Here is a 24,784-nt window from a genome sequence, read left to right on the forward strand (position 1 = left end):
ATTAACATTATATACAAATCATTGTATACGAATTAATTGCACTCAAATTGAATCTATACTTTTGGAGGTTTGCTTCGTCCACCTTTCAGTCAAGAATCTTGAGTTCGTGTTATTACACGTCTTTTCAATGAGCAAAAATACACTTATTCTTCTAATTTCCAAACTTTCAATCAAAAATTATTGCTTGGCTAGCAGTGAATTTACATATTAAATTCTTTACACATGTTATATATAATATCATTTCAGGAATTCAGTTGACTCAGGCAACCTAATTCGCTTCAAAAACGTATCTTTATCTAACATTAGACTTAAATCAAGTTAAACTTTAAACCTCCTTGCCATGATCCAATTTTCCAAAAACTTCATGTTTTTCTGTTTTTTGCTCATTTTTCAAAGTATCCAGCTTTTTGGAGCCTGTGAAATCTTTGAATTGCAATTGACAAAATCGGATTGTAATGCTTCGAAAAAGTTCTTTGTTAAAATTAATTTTAGATACCAGGATGTAAGCAATTGCTTCACCGTTACCGGAAATGGCATAAATTATGGAAGTTTTGAGTATTCAAAATTACCTATTATCATTGACGGCCTAGACGGTAACTGTCTTACAGATTATGAATTTGTAGTAAAAGATTGTCACAACAATGATTGTCATGCGGCTTTCCATCTTGGCAAAGTTTGCTGTGAGGCCAATTGTGAAATTTCAGAACCAATGCTTGACAGAACAAGTTGTGATTCGAATCGTAAATTTTATGCCTTTCTCAATTTTAAATATAAAAACACATCGGCCTGTTTCAATGTGTTTGTAAATAATCATCTTTCAGGAACGTATAAATACGCTCAATTACCTGTAAAATTAGGCCCTTTCGAAGGGGATTGCCAAACGGCTCGGTTGTTTCAAATAGTTGACTGTGATAAAGAATTATGCAACACCAAAATAGAAATGGAAAAGGTCTGTTGCGAAACAATTTGTAAAATATCGAATCTAAAAATTGAAAGAAGTCCATGCGATTCCGATCAAAAATTCTATGCATTCCTAACATTTAATAGTCAAAATACATCAGATAGTTTTTACATTAAAGTCAATGGAACCAACATGGGTAAATTCAAATATGGAAGCCCAAGTTACAAATTCGGTCCACTAAAAGCAGACTGCCGAACCAAATATGGAATTCTCATCCAGGACCATATTAAACTAGATTGTAAAACAGATACATTATGGGGCCCTGTTTGTTGTGATACCATGGCAGAGCCGTGTAAACTATATGAATTAAATGTTGAAAGATCTCATTGCGACAGCAATGGACAGTTTTTTGTACATATCAATTTTCAACATCAATCAACTTCATCCTGTTTTAAAATCAGCGGTAACGGGCATCAATATGGTGAATTCAAGTACACTCAATTACCTATCAAACTCGGCCCTTTCAATGGCGATTGCAAAACTGAATACGAATTTGTCATCGCAGATTGTGAAAAACCCGATTGCAAACTCATTAAGGAATTAGGCAAAATATGTTGTGACTTAGGAACAGAACCCTGCAAATTGTACGAATTGCGTTACGATATTGTAAAATGCAAAGACCCACATTTTTTTACCTTATTTCTCAATTTTAATCATCAAAATACATCTGATTGTTTTAGGGTTAAAATCAACGGAAATCCTCATGGCACCTTTAGCTATAATCAATTGCCTGTAAGGATTGATTCGCTTTTGGCAGATTGCCGTACGGAATATAAAATTGTCATTCAGGATTGTAAAGAAACTCCTTGCGCACTTGAAAAAAGTATCGGAGCCGTTTGCTGCGATAACATGAATAAAGAATGTAAAATTCGCGATGTACAATTAGAACGTACTGAATGTGATGCAGACAATCAATTTTATGTATTTCTAAAAGTCAGCGCAGAAAATACCTCAGAATGTTTCAAAGTCAGAGGAAACGGGCAACTTTACGGTGAATTTAAATATGCGAATTCTCCAATAAAATTAGGACCATTCAAAGGCGATTGTCAAACGAACTATGAATTTGTCATTATTGATTGTCTCAAAGACGAATGCAAATTTGAAAAACTTCTTGGTAAAGTTTGTTGTGATCAGAATTGTGAAATCAACAATCTTAAAGTAGAAAGAACACCATGCAATTCTGATAATACCTTTTATGCAGTCCTCAATTTCAATTACACGGGGACCTCAGAATGCTTTAAAGTATTGGGCAATGGCAAAAATTATGGCCTCTTCAGATACAGCCAATTGCCTTTAAAAATAGGTCCATTACCTGCCGATTGTAACACCCCATATGAATTTGTAGTTTTCGATTGCCATGCAAATGAATGTAAAGCAGATGTGGAACTTGGAAAGGTTTGTTGCGATTCTATCGATCATGAATTATTCAATTACGAAATGGCGCGTACAGATTGCGATCCCGATTCTATGTTTAAATTGAATATTAAATTCCAATACAGACATGTCTCAGATTCATTTCACTTATACATTAACGGACATCCTGGTGGCACTTTTGCTTATGCAAAACTTCCAATTACGACAAGTCCTTTAAAAGCAGATTGTCACACCATTTACACGATTAAAATTGTAGATCAAAAAGATACTAGTATCAATTTAACAAGATACCTAGAAAGGCCTTGTTGCAAACCCAATATTGAGCCTTGTAAAATATTTGAAGTAAAAGCAAGTCCTTTAAATTGTACCGGACCAGGTCAATATTCTTTACAACTTGATTTTAAATACAGTGGTGTTACCAATAAATACTTTGAAGTATTTGATGGATCAGGCCCGATAGGCTTTTATCCATTTGCAAATTTGCCCATTACCATATTCGATTTTAAAAAATCAGGTAGAACTTTTGATTTTGTAAAAATCTGCGAAAATGACAATGCACGTTGTTGCTCCGTAATTGAATTCAGGTCAATTGAATGTTTGGAGCCTGGAACTTCTAAGTTTAACATTAAAAATGTACTTATTAATAACAGAAGCAAATCCATACTCTTGTTTTCTGATACTGAATTTCCAAAAGATCTAGAATTTGAGTTCTTCAATATGGAAGGAAAGAGTATAGAAATCAAGGTTAAATCTTTAGGTCTGTATGAGTTGGAATTTCCTTTGGATCAACTAAGTACGGATTTATATTTCATACGCATCAAAAGCAAAGAAGAAAGTAAAGTTTATAAATTCTTCCATTTGAATTAAAAGCACTTTTAAGGACTGGATTTATTGTTTTGAGCTAGGCTCAATGTCTACTGGAATGAATAAAATACACTCTGAATACAATAAAGAGGTATTTTAGGTCAATTCGCAATAATTTGAGACCTTTGCGTCCATGTTAAAACTAGCTAAAAGAGTCCAGGAAATGACGGAATCCGCAACTTTGCGGATGGCTCAACTTGCCCGTCAACTGGCCAGTGAAGGGCACGATGTAATTAATCTTAGCCTTGGAGAACCTGATTTTGATACTCCAGACTTTATCAAAGAAGCTGCTATAGAAAGCTTGAAGGCCGGTTATACCAAATACACTCCCGTTGCCGGAACTTTGGATTTGCGAAAAGCCATTAGCAACAAATTTTCAAGAGATAATTCAATAAAATACAGCCCTGAAGAAATTATCGTATCAAATGGTGCCAAACAATGTTTTGCCAACCTGTGCTTCGCTACTCTGGAACCTGGAGATGAAGTGGTCATTCTCTCTCCCTACTGGGTGAGTTATTATGAAATTATCAAACTAACCGGCGCAACCCCAATTTGTGTAGAAAGTGATGTCAGATCCAACTACAAACCGCTTCTTGACGACATCAAAAAGGTGATTAACTCAAAAACTAAACTATTTGTATTTTCATCACCTTGTAATCCTACAGGTGCTGTATTCAATGAAGAGGAATTGAGAGCATTTGCTTTAGTATTAAATGATTTTCCTAATGTGCTCACTGTATCGGATGAGATTTATGAATTCATTCAATTTGGTACCAAGCACTTCAGCATCGCCTCTTTAGATGGAATGAAAGAAAGAAGTGTCACTATTAACGGATTTTCAAAGGGATTTTCAATGACAGGTTGGAGATTGGGGTATATGGGTGGACCAAAATATATTATTGATGCTTGTGTAAAAATTCAGGGACAATTCACGTCCGGAGCTGCAAGTTTTAGTCAACAAGCCGCCATTCAAGCGCTTAATTCAGATATGAGTTCCGCAAAAATCATGTGTAAAGCTTACGAACTAAGGCGCAACCACTTGATTCAAGAACTTCAGAAAATACCAGAGTTTATCATCAATCAACCTGATGGAGCATTTTATGTATTACCTGAAGTTAGCAGCCTCCTTGGTAAAAAACACGAACTGGGCATCATTCGTGATACGGAAGATCTTGCAATATATTTACTTCAGAAGGCCAAAGTTGCCATTGTAAGTGGAATTGCTTTTGGAGCACCACTTTGCATCCGAATTTCCTATTCTTTATCAGAAATAAAAATCACAGAAGCAGTAAACAGAATGAGGGATGCAATAGATGACTTGTATTAGATCAATCTAAAATTTTGAATTTATAACCGTGCATCTCTACTATTCTAGCATACTTATTTTCAAAATAATCAATTTTATTTTGAGTATGATCTTTTGAGATCGGTTCTAAGTTGAAATGTGTTTGAAAATATTTTGGCTCTTCGATCAAAGGAAATGAAGCTTTTACAGAATTATATTTATTAATGGTAAATAAAATAAACTTCATAAGGTCATATCCTTCAAAAACGTCGTTTCTCGGCAATTCTCTATATTTTTCGAAGTACTTTAATTTAAATGATCTCAACGCCGGATGTTCAATATCCAATATATTACTGAGGCAAATTCGCACCGTTAATGAATTGATATAATCCAAAATTTCTGGTTTAAAATCAAGCCATCTGTAAGTCCCATAGATAATCACATCCCGATCCAATTTTTCTGCTGCCACTCGTCTTAAAAAATGGTAAATATAGTTTTCATCTTTTGATAAAGTCAATGGCAGTACAAACACTATTGGTCTGTCCTTTAAGAAATATTCTTCAAGCAACATTGGAGATTCAGAGAGTAAATCCTCTTCAGAAATAACAATTTCCTTATAATTTGTCCCTGATTCCCGTATAAAATGTTTAGTTCTGGAATCTTCCTTCGTTTTTGAAATAATATATACCTGATCATCTGCAAAATGCTTGCGGATATGCTCGCCCATAATTTGAAAATGTGTATTTAGGCCAGCTTTAATCTGCAAATAATAGGGATTTTCAGTTGCAATGCTTGAACTGCTGATCCAAGGACTGATCGCAAGTGATTTATTTTTCTTTGCCCACTCAACCGTATATTTCAGCGATTCGATTTCATACGGACCAATGATACAGTTTGGTTTGTCGAACTGTACTTGATGTAATACTTCCTCCACTTTTGTCTTACTATGTTCATCTACGACTTCGACATGTAATGGCAGTCCGCCTTGTTTCTCGTATTCCTGGATAGCCATTTGCATACCTGCATAAAATTGAATAAAACGCAGCGCTTCGTTATTGCTTGAGCTGTCTGTCGATTCAAAAGTAAAAGGAGCGAATAGCAACAACTTAAACTTCTTAATATCTTTTGTTTCGAAAGGTCTGGCCACTTCCTGAGCTTCAGGATTTATTGGTTTCTCAACTGGCTGTTCTTTAGGTAGAGGTACTTGAGGATCAAGTGGAGGTTTTGGATCAATAGGTTTCGATTCTTTACTAACAATTGTGTCCATTTTAACCGGAGGATTCGCATCTGGTTTTGGCGGTGCAGGTTTAATTTCCTTATTTGGATTTTTTACAATAACAGCTTTCTTAGTCGAGCTACATCCCCAACTAAACAATAGAATTAAAAATAAATATTTTAAATTGCTATTCCCATTCAATGGTGGCCGGTGGCTTTGAGCTGATATCATAGACGACTCTGTTGATCCCTTTTACTTGATTGATAATTTCATTTGATATTTTTGCCAAAACCTGATGCGGTATTTCACTCCATTCTGCAGTCATGCCATCGGTTGAATTAACAGCACGCAAAGCAATGACTTTTTCGTAGGTACGTTCATCGCCCATAACCCCTACGGTATGTACGGGTAATAATATTGCACCTGCCTGCCAGATTTTTTCATACAATCCTGCATCTCTTAGGTTTTTTATATAAATATAATCTGCTTTTTGAAGTAATCTTATATTTTCCTCTGTAATCTCACCTATGATCCTTATGGCTAGACCTGGTCCAGGAAAAGGGTGCCTACCAAGAATAATATTGGGTAATCCCAATGCTTCACCTACCTGGCGCACTTCATCTTTAAACAGGAGTTTCAAAGGTTCAATGATTTTTAAATGCAAAGTATCCGGCAATCCACCTACGTTATGATGCGATTTTATGGTAGAAGAAGGTCCAAAAACAGAAACACTTTCTATTCGATCTGGATAAATGGTACCTTGACACAGCCATTTTACGTCGGGATAATTGGATGCGGCATTTTGAAAAACATCTATAAATACTTTTCCAATAATTTTCCTTTTTGTCTCTGGATCTGAAATACCATGGAGCTCTTCATAAAACTGAGTCCGCGCATCAATCCCTTTTACCTCTAGTCCAAGCGTTTCATAGGTTTGCATGACTTGTTCAAATTCACCTAAACGCAACAAACCATTATCAATGAAAAAGCAATGTAATTGATCTCCAATAGCTTCTTTCATGAGCAAAGCTGCTACAGAGGAATCCACGCCTCCAGATAAAGCCAGTAATACCTGCTCTTTGCCAATTTGCTTTCGGATAGATTCAATTTGTTCCGCAATAAAAGAACCCGTCGTCCAATTAGGTTTTAGACGACATATTCTAAGTAAAAATTCTCCAGTACCTTTTTACCAAAACTGGTGTGCACTACCTCAGGATGAAATTGTACACCGTAAACCGGAAATTTTCCAATATCCATTTTAAAAGCTGCAACCGGTATACTGTCTGTTTTCGCTATTAGTTTTGATTGCTCTGGTAATATTGTAATGGTATCGCTATGTGACATCCAGATTTGAGTATTATTTGGAACTTCAAAAAATAATTCATCATGTTCCAAAATTTGCAACTGAGCCCGACCATATTCCCGCTTGGTGGAAGCACTCACCGCTCCTCCGAATTTGGCAGACAATAACTGCGCTCCATAACAAATTCCAAAAACGGGATACTTTTCCATCAATAACGCGAGATCAACATCAGGGTGTTTGGTTTCGCGAACAGAACAAGGTGATCCGGAGAGAATAACTGCTGCTATTTCATCATCGAAAGGAAAATCTGCATTGAAAGGAATGATTTCACAATACAGTTCAATCTCACGTATGCGCCTGGCAATTAATTGTGTAAATTGGGATCCAAAATCCAGTATTATTATTTTATCCATATTCGACTACAGAAAACAGTCCTTGATACCCTAACTTTAAATGCTGAGTCCCCTTCCCTCTTTAACTATTTTACCGTTGGACTCTAATTGTTTCAAAAGTTTGTCTAAAACCCCATTTACAAATTCTTTTGATTTATCCGTACTGTAAGTTTTCGACAATTCTACATATTCATTTAAAGTTACTTTGGGCGGAATAGTTTTAAAATGCACCATTTCCACGACTCCCATTTTTATCAGAATCATGTCGACCAAGGCTACGCGCTCTGAATCCCAATTTTCGAGAACAGGTGTTATCATTGCGCTTAGATCCTCATCCAATTTACAGGTATTATCTAACAAATACTTTCCAAAATTCAATACCGTATCATCGTCTGGAATGTATTCCTTATAAAATGGCTCATTATTAGGAAGGGCTTTTAAAGTCTTTTTGAGAGCACCTATTACCAGACTTTTATCATCGGTCCAACAAGCAAAGCGGTCGTCCATAATCTCATTAAACAATTCATTTCGCCTGCAAAACCTGTAGAGTTCAAGAAGAATTTCCACATGATCTCCATGGTCAGCTTCCTTATTAAGATATTCGAGATAACTTTTTTCTTTGCAAAAGTCTTTGTATATTTTTCGAAACAAATCATCATCCAAACCTTCTGAACAATGTTCTTCCTTAAACTTGTTTTGTATGAATTTATTTTTTTCAATACTCTGTATCAATGGGTTGGAATAAATTTTGTCTGTAAAGGTCTTATCATCATCAGACTTAATATGCTTTGATTGTCTGTGTTTAAAATCTTCACCTGCAAAATAACAAACACGCACAATGCAGTATAAATTTAATAAATAGAGGCGAAAAGAGTCATGAATGGTTTTGAGAAATGCCTGTACAGCCTGATCGTTTGTTAATTCGCGGTCTTGGGCCAGGCTATATAATTGTTGCATCACTTTGACGCGAACATTCCTCCTACTCAACATTGTAGTGTTCTGTCTTTAATTGAAGGGCAAAATTAATGGGATTATTGAAATTTTATTGAAATTTGAAGATTATACTAAATAAATTTATGAACAGACTTGAAGGACCTGTTAATCCTTTTATATAGACGACTAGCTCCCGTCATTGAATATTGTCATTCCAATTTGCAGAACAGAAACACGCAAGTCAAATCGATTGACAATGTCTAGTCTTCCAAAATTCAATCAAATATGTGTTCAAGGCTTGCCGGAGAACTTGCGCAACTCATCCACAATCTGCTTTTCAAAGCACCGTATGACTAGTAAATCTTATTTCCTGTCTCATTGAGATATTTCAATTTTAAATCTTTTGGCTCTGGCAGTTGATGATGGTGCCACTTATGTATGATTTTCCCAGACTTTAGCAATACAAGACCCGGATTTGACCTCATAATGGTTTTTAACAATAAATCATCGGCTTCAAAACAAGGAAAGTTAATGCCAGAAGCTTTCCGCAATTCCACTACACCCTCCTCAGTCAATCCACCAAAGATGCTTATAAAGCTTAATTGTTCACTTTCTACGGAATCTAATAAGGGCAATATCTTGGTTTGAACAATATTAAGGTATTCAGGATCCCAGGAATATTGGTTCTTTTTAATACTTTTTTCGATTATGGTGTCTATTTGCCCTTGTACAATCTTAATTGATTCTTCCTTTGTACCAGGATCAAAGCTGATGATCGTATCTATTTCGTAAATCGTATCCTGGATCATCATTTCCACGGAAATCACATTATTCTTAATTTTAGGACTGATGAGCGCTAAAATATAACGGTCATCATTCAAAATTTCCTGAGTCTTACTTTCTCCATCAAAAGACAAAATATCGAAGTCAGAAATTTTGGTACGAGGAATTGAAGGCTCTGATTTTATTTGGTCCAAGGATTCCCATACAGTTTTAAAATTTGGATTGTTCTTAAACGAATCTAAATAGTCTTTATAAGGAACTTCTAATTCAATCTTTGTTTCTCTGTTCCTGATGATATACGCTAATATTTTAACCTCTGCCTGAGCTTTTTGTTCCAACTCAAGTTGTGTTTTGATATCAGCACCAATTTTAAAAGGTCTGAAATCGATGACGGGTTCATTCCATATGTAATTAGAAAAACAAAATAAAAGCAATCCGATAGTACTCATGACCGTAACCGCCATTCTGAGTTTTTCCGTAAAAAGCTGATACAACTTACGCCATCTGAATAAAAACCAAATCGCAGGCAACATCAATATAAGATCTTTGATAAATGAAATTTTGGGTTCTAACTTAATAAAGTCGCCGAAACAACCACAATCAGTAACCCGCATTTGATTTTTATTATACTCCGTCCATTTTGAAAATTCGAAAAAGTTTGCATCAGACGGCACATATCCTGTTAAATAAGTAAATCCGGTAAGAACAGTAAAAAAAATCATGATGATGAAGAAAAGCCAGGCTGCTAATTTTCTCCTGTAACCTATGATGAGCATTATTCCTAAAACAATTTCAAGCACAATCATAAAAACTGAAAAACCCAGTGCCAGCTTTGACAACATTGGAAACAAAGGTGCCATAAACGACAAAAAGGAGCCCTTGCAAGTATCTTCAAAAGCAGTAAAATATTGCTCCATTTTAAAAGCTGTTCCCATAGGATCGACCGCTTTTACGAAGCCCGAAAAAATAAATAGAATTCCAGCAAAATTTTGAATGAAATTATCCAAAAAGGAATAATCTTCCCTTTTAAATCTATAAATGATAAAACTCAAAGCTGCGGCAGCTAAGGCGACGTACAAAAAAAGGCTTACGATTGTCATAAATTAAAATTTAAAAGACCAGGTTTTAGATTCTGACCAAATGATCAAAGCGAATACAGCATAGTTTATAATGTCCAGATAATTTGAAGAGACTCCTTCTGAAATCAAAGTTTTACCATCATTTTCTTCCATTCTCCGAATTCTTAAAATTTTAGATAAAATGAGGTCCGTAAAACTACTCATTCGCATTTGCCTCCAAATTTCTCCATAATCGTGATTTTTTTTAAGCATCAGTTCAAATGCCTGATCAAAATACTTATCGTATAAATCCGAAGTTTGTTCCAAACTTAAATCCTTGTCTGTGCTTCCCAAGTCTGTTTGGATCAATGCCATTATGGAATAATTGACAAGACCCACATATTCAACATCGGGTAATTCATCAATCTGCTGATCTTTTTGTTCTTCTATACTTCGAATCCGAAATGCCTTAATCAAAAGTTGGTCAGTAACCGAAGAAGGTCTGAGTACTCTCCAAGAAGTTCCATAATCTTGCGCCTTTTGAACGAAAATGCTTTTACAAATTTGCTGGATGCTCCTGTATTGGTCTATGGTCTTATTCAAGGCATTTGATTTAACTGAGCAAATTTATTGGCTGAAATGCAAAAATCTGGTAAATTGTTTCAAAATACGCCCAAATAAATGTTAATAGCTATATTACCGAAATGAACACCACATTATGCATCTTATGTACCCTCTTATTGGGTATTATATTTAGATGGGCTGCTTTATATAAATTACCCGCAATTCCGATCGTCATTGTGAATTATTTGACTTGTACAGTAATTGGCTATTATTATATTTCCTCAGAGTCCATTTCAAATTTCAAAGGTGTTCTGGTGCCGGCATCTGTAATATTAGGATTGTTATTTTTTATTGGATTTAGTCTTTTTGCCATTACTATTAAAAAAGCCGGATTGTCTCTGGCTGTTTTGTTTCAAAAATTATCTTTGATCTTAAGCGTACCTTTTGCAGTTTTTTGGGGAGATCAATTAACATTTGCGCAGTATCTGGGAATTGGTCTTGCATGTATTGCCATTTTCCTGATTCTAAAACCAAAGGGACAAAGCAAGGCCGGATCGTCTCAGGTCATATTCCTGTTGTTGGGATGTTTACTGGTTTCTGCAGCAATAGAATGTACTTTTATATTTTCTCAAAAAAAGACGCATTGGGACACACAAGCAGCTATCCAATTTACGACTTACATTTTTGCAATTGCCTTTGTGGTTGGTTTTATCTATATGCTCATTTGCAAAAGAGAATACTTAAAGTTGTTTCAATGGAAAATTATTAGCATTGGAATTCTCTTAGGTATTCCTAATTTCCATTCTATATATTTTATGCTCAAAGCTCTGAATTCGGAATTCATTCCTTCCATATTTTACACTCTATTAAACAGCAGTATCATTATTCTCTCCAGCATTGTGGCCTATTTCTGTTTTAGGGACCCACTTTCGAAAAACCAATGGCTAGGATTATGTATTGCTATCTTTTCCCTTGCTTTGATTACCTTGGCCAACTTATTCTAATATGGAATTTTATTATTCGATAAAACAGGAATGCCAATCTGCACTTGTAGAAAAAGGGAGTAAGTTCTTAGCATTTGCATATCCTGTTGAATCCATACCAGATGCTCAAGCAAAACTTTCTCATATTAAATCTTTACATCCCAAAGCAAGGCATTGGTGTTATGCTTATAAAATTGGCTTTCCAGAATTTGAGGCGAAATCTTCTGACGATGGGGAGCCTTCCGGCACCGCCGGCAAACCGATATTCAATCAAATAGAGCGCCTGGAACTTAACAATGTTCTGGTTGTTGTAGTCAGATACTTTGGAGGGATTCTATTAGGTAAAGGAGGTTTACTGCAGGCTTATAAAGAAAGTGCTAAATTATGTCTCGAGAATGCTGTGATCATCAAACATGAAAAAATGGTCGAGTTAAAAATTGAGTCCGATGTCCATAAAATTCAATTGTTGTTAAGTATCATTAAAAATTGTGGAGTTGCTGTAAAATCGTTTGAACTCCAAAATAAAAGTTTTTTAATTCTGGAAATATCAGTCAGTAGTAAGTTGGAATTTATGCGAACGGTTAAATCAAAAATGGAAAAAACAAATTTAAAGCAAGTGGAAAATCCGGAAGATTGGAAAGATTGCAAAATAACTTATAAAATCTTATGAAACTCGTTGCTTTAACAGGCGGCATAGGTAGTGGAAAAACAACAGTGGCCAAAATATTTGAGTTACTGGGCGTTCCTGTTTACAATGCAGATAAGAGCGCGCGCTATCAAATGGAACATCACCCTATTCTTAAATCATTATTAATTGAACATTTCGGTTCACAAGCCTATCATGTTGATGGTCGACTTAATTCTGAATATATATCAGGAATTGTTTTTAATGAACCCACACAATTGACATGGTTAAATCAGGCCGTTCATCCTTATGTTGCCATTCACATCCAGGAGTGGTTAATGCACGCAAAAGATTTATATGGCGTTCTTGAAACCGCTTTATTGAAAGAATCTATGAAACTCACCAACTTTTACAAAATCGTGCATATTTCCAGTCCTGAAAGCCTGCGCATCAAAAGAGTTGTAATTAGAGATGGACAATTACAAGAAGATATTCTCAAAAAACTCAGATTTCAACAAACGGAAGAAGAACTCTTGGAGTTGGCTGATTTCACGATTCTCAATGATGGATCACAAAGTCTGATTTTACAAATCCATAATATTCACAAAAGCATTTCTAACGAAATCTTGAAAAAGTGTTAATGTCCAAAGCGGTAAATAAAAGTTTCAAAGAAGGTATCTAACTTTGCTAAAATACTTTTACATGAATACAACACTGGCAAATGGGATCTCTAGTTTTTATTTGGATTTGGAAAACCGCTATGGAGCTCACAATTACCATCCTCTGCCAGTTGTATTAGAAAGAGGAGAAGGCGTAAATGTTTGGGATGTAAACGGCAAACAATACCTCGATTTTTTATCTGCCTATTCGGCCGTAAATCAGGGACATTGTCACCCAAAAATCATTGCAAGCCTTGTCAATCAGGCTCAAAAACTAACACTAACTTCAAGAGCCTTTTATAACGACCAATTAGGTCTGTATGAACAATTTATTTGTAAATATTTTGGCTACGATAAAATGCTTCCGATGAATACCGGAGTTGAAGGTGTTGAAACTGCAATTAAACTCTGCAGGAAATGGGCTTATACCCAAAAACAAATTCCCGAAAATGAGGCCAAAATTGTAGTATTTGACGGCAACTTTCATGGAAGGACCATGTTGGCTGTTTCATTGTCGACCGATCCCAGCAGTTATCATGGGTTTGGTCCGTTTTTGACAGGTTTTGTAAAACTTCCGTATAATGACATTGAAGCGCTTACGAAGGTTTTTGAAATGGAAAACCTTGCGGGGATTTTGATCGAGCCCATACAAGGTGAAGCCGGAGTCATTATACCAGATGACAACTATTTGAAGACGATCAGAGAATTATGTACTCAACATCGGGTACTTTTTATCGCTGATGAAGTTCAAACCGGACTTTGTCGCACAGGAATGCGACTAGCATGTGACCACATGTCCATAAGGCCAGATGTGCTTATACTAGGCAAAGCGCTGTCCGGAGGAACCATTCCAATATCTGCTGTTCTTGCAGACGACGAGGTGATGCTGAGTATACATCCCGGCGAACATGGATCAACCTTTGGAGGCAATCCTTTGGCTGCAAAAGTGGCCATTTCGGCACTGGAAGTTCTTGAAGAAGAAGGACTTGCAGAAAATGCAAGAATACAAGGACTGTATTTGCGTCAGCGCCTGCTTGAAATCAAAGAAAAATTTCCCCTGATAAAACAGGTCCGAGGCCGCGGTTTGCTCAATGCCATCGTAATAGATAGTGAAGAAACCAGCGATCTTGCCTGGCGTTTATGTTTACTAATGGCTGAGCAAGGTGTATTGGCAAAACCAACACATGGAAACATCATACGTTTGGCTCCGCCGTTATGTATTCGGAAGGATCAAATAGAAGACGCCTGTTTTGGAATCGAAAAAGCATTACAAACTTTGAACTTGAATTAAGAAAAAATCAAAGCTTTTAAATTAATTTTCTCTAATTTTAGCTAAAAGATTCAAAATAATACAGATATATATGCAATTTAACCTTAATTTTGTTTAAAATATTTACCATATGCGCCTTTTTTACCTCACATTAGCCTTACTTCTTTCCTTTATTAATTTTGGTTCATCCCAATACATGCAAATTAAATTTTGTGGAAAAACAACAAATGTAAGCCCATCCACAGATGGCTCCGGAAATGATCAAAGACATAAAGGCGCTCTAAGATTAGATTATATCCGCGTTGGCAGGGTTGGGCAATCTAAAACCAGCCCTTTTTACAATTTAGGAAATACCGGAGGTTTAAGTTTTAAAAATAGTACTTGGGTAGATGGCTGTACCAATAATACCAATCAAACTTATTGTTCCGGTTGTAGCAAATGTACTTTTGTTACAGATAACAGTAATAAAATACTTGGCGTTTTTGAAGGCAAAATGCAAGGAAACGTAAGAATGCGTTCCAATAACAACGATTTATTCATGGAAAGTACCGGCGATCAAAATCTGGTTTGTTTTGTAACCGACCCTTTTGATGTTACAGCACATAGCGGCAAAAGAATTGAAGTGAACATTGGATATGAGGGAACGAGATTAGATGGTTTTGAAACAAAGAATGTCAATTTTTTATATAAATATACCAATATGGACTGGAAGCAAATGCTCAATCAAAATAGCAATTTCTTAAGGATTATTGACACGACCCTTCTCGTATTGGATGCTGTTCCAGTAGCTCTTGAAAATCTCGATAAAACCATAGACATTCAATTACAACCCAACCCGGTTAATAACCAGCTTCAGGTTTTACTCCAAAGCAACGAAGCTTTTAATGCAACGGCACATATAACAAGTATTGATTCAAAAGAAATTCTAAACCAGCAATATTTGATCCAGCAAGGTTCTTCAAAGTTAATATTTGATTTGACGAATATTCCTGAAGGTGCATATCTATTTCAAATTGCTGATGAAAAAGGCAGAGTCAGTAGCAAGAAATTTGTAAAGAAGTAAGCTAGGATTCTTTCATACTTATCTGCTTACTTGTTACTGAATTTATCTTTATTCTGTTCAAAATATAACATACTTCCAGGATTTCGCATGGTATCCGGATTATATGCCTTCGTTAAGTCTGTATACATGAGGACTTTTTTAACAGGACCTTCCATTTTTTTACCGCTGATGGTATAAGGAATTTCCGGGACTACAAATATTTGATCGGGGACATGTCTGGGGCTACATCTTGTTCGTAAACACGATATAATTTTCTTTGATAATAGTTCTTGCCATTCACAACCCTCTCTCAATTGAATAAACAAAGGCATAAAATGATCTCCATCCACTTTTTCCAAATTAATAATAAGTGCGTCTTTGATTTCAACAATTTCGTTTAATGCATTATAAATTTCAGCCGTTCCCATACGAACGCCTTGTCTGTTTAGGGTTGCATCAGAACGTCCATGAATGATCAAGCCATCCTCTCTGGTAATTTCGATCCAATCACCATGCCTCCATATACCAGGATACATTTCGAAATAACTGGACAGGTATTTTTTAAAATCATGATCCTTCCAAAAACTAACTGGCATGCAAGGCATCGGTTTTGTGATTACCATTTCACCCACGGCTTCAGATAAAGCTTGCCCATCTTCATCCCATGCCTCCAGAGCTACGCCCAATGCCCTACATTGAATTTGTCCCTGATATACAGGTCTTTCAATACAACTTCCCACAAATGCGGTGCAAACATCTGAACCACCACTCATCGAACACAACCAAACACTTTTATGCACTGAATTATACACCCATTCGAAGGCTTCTGGAGGTAATGGAGAACCCGTCGATCCTATACTCGTTAAATGACTAAGATCAAATGAAACTCCGGGAAGTAATTGTTCTTTCATACAAGCCACCAGATATGGCGCACTTGTTCCAAAATGATTAATTTTTAGTTCTGCGCATTTTTTCCACAATACATTTAGATCGGGATATCCCGGACTACCGTCATACAATATTGCCGTTGCACCGGCAAGTAAAGATGCATGGACAAAATTCCACATCATCCATCCGGTAGTTGAATACCAAAAAAATCGATCTGCCTGTTTAATATTATTTTGTAAAACAGTATATTTATAATGCTCTAACAACATACCACCATGCCCATGCACAATAGCTTTGGGCAAACCGGTAGTGCCTGAAGAATATAAGACCCAAATAGGATGTGAAAAAGCAACGCGTTCAAAATAAATTTCACAATCGTTAGTTTGAACAATATCGTTATAACATTTATGTTTCTCTATATTGCTTTTTGGATATTCAATATTGCAACATTCAATCCAAATCACTTTTTGAATTGAAGGAATTTGCTCCAGCATTTCTGATACATGTTCTGTTTTATGATAAACTTTTCCTCCATAAGAATAAGCTGTTACCGCGATCAGAATAATGGGTTCAATTTGTTGAAACCTATCCAGAGCGCTTCTCACTCCAAAGTCAGGTGAACAACTGCTCCACACCAAACCACTTGCGATCGCTGCTAACATGCAAACCGAAGTTTCTACTATATTCGAACAATAAGCAACAACGCGATCCCCTTTTTTAATCCCGGCGTCAGAATAAAATGATTGAATAGCCGCCACTTTTTGCTCCAATTCATTCCAGGATGTTAGTTTAATTTCATCCATTTCCGTGTAGGAAATAAAGGCTGGTTGTTCTCCAGCTTTATTTTTGAAAATATGCTCCGCATAATTCAAATATATACCATCAAACCATTGCACAAAAGGCATTGCGTCATCTGAACATACTTTTAAGTATGCTCCACTATAACTTACCGAAAAATACTCGAGTAAACTTTCCCAAAAATTTTCATGATATGTTATCGACCAAATATATAGCTGGTGATAATCCTTCAAATCCAAGGCATATTTAACATTGATCCAATTTCTATATTTCAGCAGCTCAGATGCTTTAATCTGATCATCAGTAGCCTCCCAAATTTTTAATGCCGTTTTATCCATAATCGTCTAACGAATGTCAAAATTATAAACTTTGGATAAAACAAATTTAATTTATAGCACCTGAGCGATTAATGCCCGAGATTCATTTTAGACTATTGTTATCTTTACAAATAAAATCCATTTATGAAAGGTCTTTATTTTCAAGTTTTGTTCTCTTTTGTTTTTTTATGGTCTTCATGTAAAACCAAGACATCCATTGAATCTCCAGAGACAACTTCTGTTTCCATGCCCGACACTTTTGAAGTGGCAGCTGAAGAATTTGCTGACTTGCAAGTATTAAGGTATCAGATTCCAGGCTGGGAGCAATTGAACCTTAAAGAAAAACAACTATGTTATTATCTATACGAAGCGGTCTTGAGTGGGCGCGATATCATCTACGACCAAAAAAGCAAATATGGAATTGTCTTACGTAAAACTATAGAAAATATATATTCCAGCTTTAAAGGCGATAAAACAACTAATGAATGGAAAGAATTTGAAGTCTATTGTGGAAGATTTTGGTTTAGTAATGGCAACTATCACCACTATGGAAATGAAAAATTCGCGCCGGCGTGTTCATGGAATTATTTCAAATCTATTGCATTCGCATCTGACACAATGGGATATCCAAAAGAATTTGAAGAAAGTTTAGAAAATTTTCTAAAACGAATTCATCCATGGATCTATAATCTGAAATTGCATCCCAAATGCGTTGATTTGAGTCCCGGAATTGACAATATTTTAGCTTCATCAAACAATTTTTATGAAGGTGTAAGCCAAAAAGAAGTTGAAAATTTTTATCATCAAAAGCCTAATTCACCATCAGCTCCAAGCTGGGGACTCAATAGTAAACTTTGCAAAGAAAAAGGCAAAATTGTTGAAAAGCCATGGTATACAGAAGGCATGTATGGTCCTGCTATTAAACAAATGGTTTATTGGCTTGAAAAAGCAAGCTCTGTAGCTGAAAATGACAAACAAAAGCAAGCATTCGACTTGCTCATCAAATATTTTAGGTCGGGTAAACTGGAAGATTTTGATGCCTACAACATTGCCTGGGTAAATGATACGGAGTCAAAAATTGATCTGGTACTTGGGTTTATAGAAGTTTATCTAGATGCCATTGGCAAGAAAGGAAGTTTTGAAGGTATCCTGAGCATCAGAGACGAAGAAAGCACAAAACGAATTAAAGCGATTGCAGAACAAGCACAATGGTTTGAGGATAACAGTCCGATAGACCCCATGCATAAGAAAAAAGATGTTAAAGGAATTTCAGCAAAGGCCATAACGGTTGTAGCCCAAAGTGGAGATGCGGCGCCCGTAAGTTCCATTGGCATTAATCTCCCAAATGCCGATTGGATTCGAAAGGACCATGGAAGTAAGTCCGTTTCCCTGAGTAATATTACGAGAAGCTATAATGCTATGAACTCTAGAAAGGGCAGCTTGGATGAATTTGTTGCAAATGAAGAAATCAAACAACGCATCAAAAAATATGGCGCGCTGTCCAGCGATTTACATACGGATATGCATGAATGTATCGGCCATGCCAGCGGACAAATCAATCCAAATGTCGAAACAACCGATAAAACATTAAAGAATTATGCCAGCTGCCTCGAAGAAGCACGTGCAGATCTAGTAGCACTCTATTTTGTATTGGATCAAAAACTTATTGAAATTGGCGTAATGCCAGACTTGGAGGTTGGCAAAGCTGAATATGATCAATACATTTTAAATGGGCTAATGACCCAGCTTACGCGCATCAAACCAGGTGACCAAATTGAAGAGGCACATATGCGCAACAGGCAATTGGTTAGTAAATGGGCATATGAGAAGGGCAAGCCCCAAAACACGATTGAGTTTTTTAAAAATAACAATAAAACTTATGTCCGCATCAATGACTACAATCAATTAAGATTACTATTTGGCCAATTGCTCAAAGAAATTCAAAGAATTAAAAGTGAAGGTGACTTTGAATCGGGCAAAGACCTAGTGGAAAATTATGGAGTTAAATTTGACACAAGCATGCATCGGGAAATTTTAGACCGGTATAAGGAACTGAATCTCAAACCCTATAAAGGATTTATACAAGCAAAACTCATAGCAGTAAAAAAAGGAGATAGCATCATCGATGTCAAAGTTGAATATCCAAAGAGTTTTTATCAACAAATGTTGGAGTACGGTAAATATTACAGTTTTCTGTCTATTAAAAATTAAGTGTGTCATTTTTGAAATATTCATAAATACTTCATTTATAATATATTAAATGAGTTCCAATTGTTTAATAATTCTAAATTTTAGTCACAAAAATATTTGTTAGTATCTACTAACTTTATTGTTTTTATATTCACAAAGGGTTTATCTTTGTGTCTATATGGAAGCACATTATCTCAGTCCGATAGAAGAAAATTACCTCAAAGCCATTTATGAATTATCGCATTCCGATGCTCATTTGCATACGAGTACGAATGAACTGGCAAATTTCATAGGTTTAAAACCTGCTACTGTCACAGAATCTTTAAAAAGGTTAGCGGATAAAGGTCTCTTAGCTTATGAAAAGTATCAACCGGTTAGACTGACGATTATTGGAAAAAATATGGCCTTAAAGCTCATCCGAAAGCAAAGAATTTGGAACACCTATTTATTTGAAAAACTTGGCCTCCGACTAGATGAATTGGCTGAACACTCTGATCAATTGGAACATATCCATTCTGACAAATTGATTAATATCCTTGATGAAACGCTGGGAAAGCCATTGTTTGATCCATTTGGAGATCCTATTCCGGATGAAAAAGGACAAATGCGAGGCAGATGTTTCAAGGTTTTGGATCAGATCGAAGCAGGTGAATCCTGCAGAATTTCGGGTTTTAAAGATCGAAGCGAAGCTTTCATATTATATATTAAAAAACTTGGCCTACATATTGGGAATCACATCAAAATTTTGGAAAAAGAAATCTATGATGGAAGTCTTTTAGTCAAACAAAATGATCTTAAAGAAATAATGATCCCGGGCACTTTAGCTAAAAATATCATTACTGCTAGTTCAAAAAATTGTTGTGCATTTGAAAAACAATTGTCTGAACCGCCTTGTCTTGAGCACTTTAACATACTCACTCAAAAATTTAATTCAAACTAATCATATATGTTACGCCATCTCCTCTTCATACTTTTTTTCTTAAGTTCTTTTTTTAGCTATAGTCAATCGGCCTCGATCAAAGGTTTTATTTTTGGTGCGGATAGCCTCAGCCATCTAACATCTGTTCATATTTATCTGGAACATACGGAATACAATACCACTTCAAACCCTTCCGGTTATTATCATTTAAAGAATATCCCAGAAGGAACTTACAAAATGAAAATTAAACAATTGGGATACCAAACAATATCGCAAGACGTAAAAGTTGAAAAAAATGAAGATTTGAATTTAAATTTTGTTCTTACGGAATCTATTACTTCACTCCCTGAAATTATGGTGATCACCAGAGGATATGCCGGCATTAAAGATATCCCCGGATCCGTACAGTATCTTTCCAAAAAAGAGCTACAAAAATTTCACTATACGGATATCAATCGAAGTTTAAATTCTATTCCCGGAATTCATATACAAGAAGAAGATGGTTACGGACTGCGCCCTAATATCGGTTTGCGCGGAACTGGAGTTGAAAGAAGTTCCAAAATAACAATTATGGAAGATGGTGTTTTGATGGCACCTGCACCCTACTCTGAACCTGCAGCCTATTATTTTCCAACGACAGGCCGCATGCAAGCCATAGAAGTCATCAAAGGAAGCAGTCAGGTGAAGTACGGTCCCTTTACAACAGGTGGCGCCTTAAATTTGGTATCCACTCAAATACCCGATCAATTTGCGGGCGAACTAAGTTTGTCCGCCGGAAGCCACGGTAATAAAAACTTACATGCTCATGCCGGAAATTCACATGACCATTATTCGTATTTAATGGAAACTTTTCATTACAGTTCTGATGGATTCAAACAGCTTGATGGAGGTGGAAAAACCGGTTTTGATAAAAAAGATTATTTGATAAAGTTTGCATTACATACGCACCGCGATGCAGATCTTTATCAATCTCTGACGTTCAAATTGGGCCAAGCTACAGAAACCTCTAACGAAACTTATTTAGGATTAAGTAATGAAGACTTTGAATTAAATCCCTACCGCAGATATTATGCATCGAAAGAAGATCTCATGCAAACTGAACAACAACAATATTCTGCTACACATTTACTAAAACCTTCTGATCATTTCGAAATCAAAACAGTGGTCTATTTCAATAATTTTAAAAGAAACTGGTACAAACTGGATAAAGTAAAAAATGCAAGTGCTGCTAAAATAGGGATCGCAGAAATATTAGATGATCCGGAAAAATTCCAGCAAGAATATGCATTTCTTCGAAGCCCGGGCAACTTAGGTCATGCCCTTATTATTAAAGCAAATAACAGAAGTTATTTTGGAAAAGGTATACAAACTCAGGCAAGTTTTCAATTTCAAAGTTCTCACGTAGCACACAAACTGGATATTGGCATTCGATATCATCAGGACGAAGCCGAGCGTTTTCAATGGGAAGATGAATATATCTTAGAAAATGGTATTACAAAATTAAGTAAGTCCGGAACTCCCGGCTCAGAAAGCAACAGAGTTGCACAGACCGCAGCCCTGGCAGGATTTATAAGCTATAAAATTAATTACAAAAAATGGACTCTTACTCCCGGACTTCGTTATGAAAATATGCATCTAAAACAAGACGATTATGGCAAATCAGATCCAAATAGAACTGGACAGCAATTGATATTCAAAGAAAATAAAGTTTCCGTTTTTATCCCGGGTCTTGGTGCGAATTATTATGTAAACAAAAACCTGAATGTGTTTATGGGCATACATAAAGGATTTTCACCACCAGGAGTTCAAAATGAAACAGAAGCAGAGGAGAGCACGAATTATGAAATAGGTTTGCGATATAAAAACAAGCTAATAAACCTTGAATCAGTGGTATTCTTAAATGATTACAGCAATCTGTTAGGTTCAGATTTAGCTGCTTCAGGTGGCGGAGGAACCGGGGATTTATTCAATGCAGGTGAAGTAATCACAAAAGGAATTGAATTTTCGCTAGCTTATGATATCCGCTCAAATTTACCAAACAGCAATTTCTCAATACCCGTTTTGTTGACTTATACTTTAGCTCAATCTACTTTTGAAAGTTCATTCAAGAGCAGTTTTGAAGACTGGGGAATAGTTGAAAAGGGCGATGAATTTCCTTATTTAGCGAAGCATCAAATATTTCTGGAAATTGGATTGGTTTATGATAAATTTAGTGTTTCTGCAACCGGGAAATTCAACGACCGGATGCGCACCACTCCAGGTCAAGGAAATGCAGAAAAGTATGAATTCATTAAATCCCATCTGGTATTCGATGCCAGCCTTCACTATCAACTTCATAGAAATTTAAAATTGTTTTCAACCGCAACTAATTTTTCAAATGCAGTATATGTTGTTGCCAGCAGGCCTGCAGGTCTCAGGCCAGGATTATCAAGGACTTTAAACATAGGATTGAGTGCGCAATTTTAGAAGAACTTTCACAATTTAGATAAGCTTCTCTTACTTAGGTTTATGATTTCTATTCCAAGTACAATCGCTAACAGAACTAAAATGCCTCTTCACTTAGAACCTATCTTTGATTATTATGTTTTGTTTTTTAACAAATTTTATCCAAATTCTCTTATGGTCTCATGAAACAATTCATCAACAATATAAAAAACAAATACATTAATAAGTATCCGAAATTGGCTAAACTAGGTTTAGCAGCGTTCTTGTTTTTCCTTATTAAGGGTTTAGTGTGGGTTGCAGTATTTATTTGGGCGTATTTCAAAATTAAAAGCTAAACGAAAGAATCTCACAATTCAGATCTGGCTTTATTTAGAAGAGATCAGGCTTACATACTGTATTAATTTAACTTTCATTCTAAATAATCCATTTTCATAATTCACCTTTAGTAATTCTGATCTGTAGGCTTATTGACTTGAAAAAACCAGGGTTAAAGCGACAAAGTTCCAAATCTCCATATCTATTTCCGGTTTGTCAGCATGCCGACATGCATAGCATCGTCGGCATTCGAACCTTTATTCTTGAAATAAAAAAAATAGCCCTCGCTAATGCGAAGGCTACTTGTGATCTGTTTGGGATGCTGACGAAACCGGTGTAACCATTATCTCCGATTTTCTGCATTTCATTCCGGTTTGTCAGCATGCCGACATGCATAGCATCGTCGGCATTCGAACCATTATTCTTGAAATAAAAAAAATAGCCCTCGCTAATGCGAAGGCTAATTGTGATCTGTTTGGGATTCGAACCCAAGACCCACGGCTTAAAAGGCCGATGCTCTACCAGCTGAGCTAACAGATCAGGCCACGATTCTAAAATCGAGCTGCAAAGATAAGTCTACCGCCCTTTTTTCCAAAACATTTGATAATTTTATAATATTTAGGCCCAATTTGTATAGAAAGGCGATTTTTTCTGGAGGTTTTAAGTCCCACTAGTTCAGCGGTATCGCTATTTTGAGCCCTTCAATTCCTAAGACTGTATTTTCAAAATATTTTTTACATTCAGCTTCGATGGCCTCCAAATTCTCATATCTCGAAGAATAGTGGCCAGTGAGCAATTTTCCGGCTTTGGCGAGCGATGCAATTTCTGCAGCTTGTTTGGCCGTAGAATGCCCATGGTCAAAAGCTAATTCCTTCATATCGTCCAAATAAGTGGTTTCATGGTATAAAAGATCGACATTTTGAATAAAAGGAAGGATGCCTTTCGCAAAACGGGTGTCCGTGCAATAAGCATATGTCCTCCGCTTGGACATTGGGATCACCAAGTCCAGATTTAAAAATGTTCTTCCATCCTCTAAAATAATATCCTTGCCGGCTTCTAAGTCCTTATAATGTTTTAACGGAACATTAAACTCTCGGATCAAATCCATATTTAGTTTCCTTCGGCTGATTTTTTCCTGAAAAAGAAATCCCGAGCATGGCACCTTGTGGTCAAGAGGAATTGACTTTACACAAACACGATCATTTTCAAAAATGAGTGCGCCTTTAAAATCTGAAATAGTATGAACGCGCAGTTCAAACTGCAGTCCCATGGTGGTTCGTGTTAAAATAGAATGGAGCAGATCTTCGATGTCACCAGGGGCAAAAATATCAAGCGGCTCAGTGCGTCCCAGTAATTGATAAGTCGTAATGAGCCCAGGCAGTCCATATACATGGTCACCATGCAAATGGGAAATAAAAATCTGGTTAATTCGGGAAATGCGAACGCCGTATTTTTTAAGTTGAAATTGGGTTCCTTCTCCGCAATCAATCAAATAATATTGCTCGTGAATATTCAATAATTGGGCGGAAGGAAACCGATCGTAGGCAGGCAAAGCTCCATTACTTCCTAAAACAAGAAGTTCAAAAGGTCCTGTATTCAT

Annotated in this window: 16 protein-coding genes, 1 tRNA gene and 1 pseudogene; 10 read left to right on the forward strand and 8 right to left on the reverse strand. The window is 36.2% G+C overall.

All coding sequences use genetic code 11. The features are described from left to right. Positions 1-340: 340 nt before the first annotated feature. Together IPM92_07360 and IPM92_07365 are read left to right on the forward strand one after the other, a co-directional pair. On the forward strand, positions 341-3,202 hold the full coding sequence (locus IPM92_07360) for a T9SS type A sorting domain-containing protein (protein ID MBK9108195.1): 2,862 nt from the start codon (positions 341-343) through the stop codon (positions 3,200-3,202). Positions 3,203-3,332: 130 nt separating this feature from the next. Beyond that, on the forward strand, positions 3,333-4,526 hold the full coding sequence (locus IPM92_07365; protein MBK9108196.1) for a pyridoxal phosphate-dependent aminotransferase: 1,194 nt from the start codon (positions 3,333-3,335) through the stop codon (positions 4,524-4,526). Between the two features lies 1 nt (position 4,527). Here IPM92_07365 and IPM92_07370 read toward each other — a convergent pair whose 3' ends face one another. The 5 genes and pseudogenes from IPM92_07370 to IPM92_07390 form a co-directional block, all read right to left on the reverse strand. Further along, the gene (locus tag IPM92_07370) at positions 4,528-5,931 is read right to left on the reverse strand and encodes a hypothetical protein (protein MBK9108197.1); all 1,404 of its coding nucleotides are present in this window, start codon (positions 5,929-5,931) and stop codon (positions 4,528-4,530) included. Then, positions 5,888-7,416 (reverse strand): annotated as a pseudogene (guaA, locus tag IPM92_07375) (glutamine-hydrolyzing GMP synthase). Before guaA ends, IPM92_07370 begins: the two are co-directional and overlap by 44 nt. A gap of 36 nt (positions 7,417-7,452) precedes the next feature. Then, on the reverse strand, positions 7,453-8,385 hold the full coding sequence (nusB, locus tag IPM92_07380) for a transcription antitermination factor NusB (GenBank protein ID MBK9108198.1): 933 nt from the start codon (positions 8,383-8,385) through the stop codon (positions 7,453-7,455). 296 nt (positions 8,386-8,681) lie between these two features. Then, positions 8,682-10,211: a DoxX family protein gene (locus tag IPM92_07385; protein ID MBK9108199.1), complete on the reverse strand. Its 1,530-nt coding sequence runs from the start codon at positions 10,209-10,211 to the stop codon at positions 8,682-8,684. A 3-nt stretch (positions 10,212-10,214) separates the two neighbouring features. Continuing rightward, entirely contained in the window at positions 10,215-10,772 is a 558-nt protein-coding gene (locus IPM92_07390; protein ID MBK9108200.1) for a DUF1599 domain-containing protein, read from the reverse strand. A 101-nt stretch (positions 10,773-10,873) separates the two neighbouring features. On the opposite strand from IPM92_07390, the gene IPM92_07395 reads away from it, so the two are divergent. The 5 genes from IPM92_07395 (at position 10,874) to IPM92_07415 (ending at position 15,333) form a co-directional block, all read left to right on the forward strand. After that, positions 10,874-11,737: a hypothetical protein gene (locus tag IPM92_07395; GenBank protein MBK9108201.1), complete on the forward strand. Its 864-nt coding sequence runs from the start codon at positions 10,874-10,876 to the stop codon at positions 11,735-11,737. A 1-nt stretch (position 11,738) separates the two neighbouring features. Continuing rightward, positions 11,739-12,386, forward strand: coding sequence for a YigZ family protein (locus IPM92_07400; GenBank protein MBK9108202.1), 648 nt, complete (start codon positions 11,739-11,741; stop codon positions 12,384-12,386). Continuing rightward, positions 12,383-12,982: a dephospho-CoA kinase gene (coaE, locus tag IPM92_07405; protein MBK9108203.1), complete on the forward strand. Its 600-nt coding sequence runs from the start codon at positions 12,383-12,385 to the stop codon at positions 12,980-12,982. The genes IPM92_07400 and coaE overlap by 4 nt, the downstream gene beginning before the upstream one ends. A gap of 61 nt (positions 12,983-13,043) precedes the next feature. After that, positions 13,044-14,291 carry an ornithine--oxo-acid transaminase gene (rocD, locus tag IPM92_07410; protein MBK9108204.1) on the forward strand — a complete coding sequence of 416 codons (1,248 nt, stop codon included), beginning with the start codon at positions 13,044-13,046 and terminating at the stop codon, positions 14,289-14,291. A 109-nt stretch (positions 14,292-14,400) separates the two neighbouring features. Continuing rightward, complete coding sequence (locus IPM92_07415; GenBank protein ID MBK9108205.1) at positions 14,401-15,333, forward strand: T9SS type A sorting domain-containing protein; 933 nt, start codon at positions 14,401-14,403, stop codon at positions 15,331-15,333. A gap of 26 nt (positions 15,334-15,359) precedes the next feature. Here IPM92_07415 and IPM92_07420 read toward each other — a convergent pair whose 3' ends face one another. After that, on the reverse strand, positions 15,360-17,336 hold the full coding sequence (locus IPM92_07420) for an acetoacetate--CoA ligase (protein ID MBK9108206.1): 1,977 nt from the start codon (positions 17,334-17,336) through the stop codon (positions 15,360-15,362). 123 nt (positions 17,337-17,459) lie between these two features. Between IPM92_07420 and IPM92_07425 the strand changes: the two genes are divergently transcribed. The 3 genes from IPM92_07425 to IPM92_07435 all read left to right on the forward strand — a co-directional run bounded on the left by IPM92_07425 (position 17,460) and on the right by IPM92_07435 (position 22,890). Further along, positions 17,460-19,526 carry a dihydrofolate reductase gene (locus IPM92_07425; GenBank protein ID MBK9108207.1) on the forward strand — a complete coding sequence of 689 codons (2,067 nt, stop codon included), beginning with the start codon at positions 17,460-17,462 and terminating at the stop codon, positions 19,524-19,526. A 157-nt stretch (positions 19,527-19,683) separates the two neighbouring features. Beyond that, entirely contained in the window at positions 19,684-20,445 is a 762-nt protein-coding gene (locus IPM92_07430; GenBank protein MBK9108208.1) for a metal-dependent transcriptional regulator, read from the forward strand. A 6-nt stretch (positions 20,446-20,451) separates the two neighbouring features. Next, a complete protein-coding gene (locus tag IPM92_07435) occupies positions 20,452-22,890 on the forward strand; it encodes a TonB-dependent receptor (GenBank protein ID MBK9108209.1) in 2,439 nt (812 codons plus the stop codon). A 761-nt stretch (positions 22,891-23,651) separates the two neighbouring features. Here the strand turns inward: IPM92_07435 and IPM92_07440 are convergent. Both IPM92_07440 and IPM92_07445 read right to left on the reverse strand, forming a co-directional pair. After that, a tRNA-Lys gene (locus tag IPM92_07440) sits at positions 23,652-23,724 on the reverse strand. A gap of 130 nt (positions 23,725-23,854) precedes the next feature. Further along, entirely contained in the window at positions 23,855-24,784 is a 930-nt protein-coding gene (locus IPM92_07445; protein ID MBK9108210.1) for a ribonuclease Z, read from the reverse strand.

Source organism: Saprospiraceae bacterium, assembly GCA_016719615.1.
GTDB lineage: Bacteria > Bacteroidota > Bacteroidia > Chitinophagales > Saprospiraceae > Vicinibacter.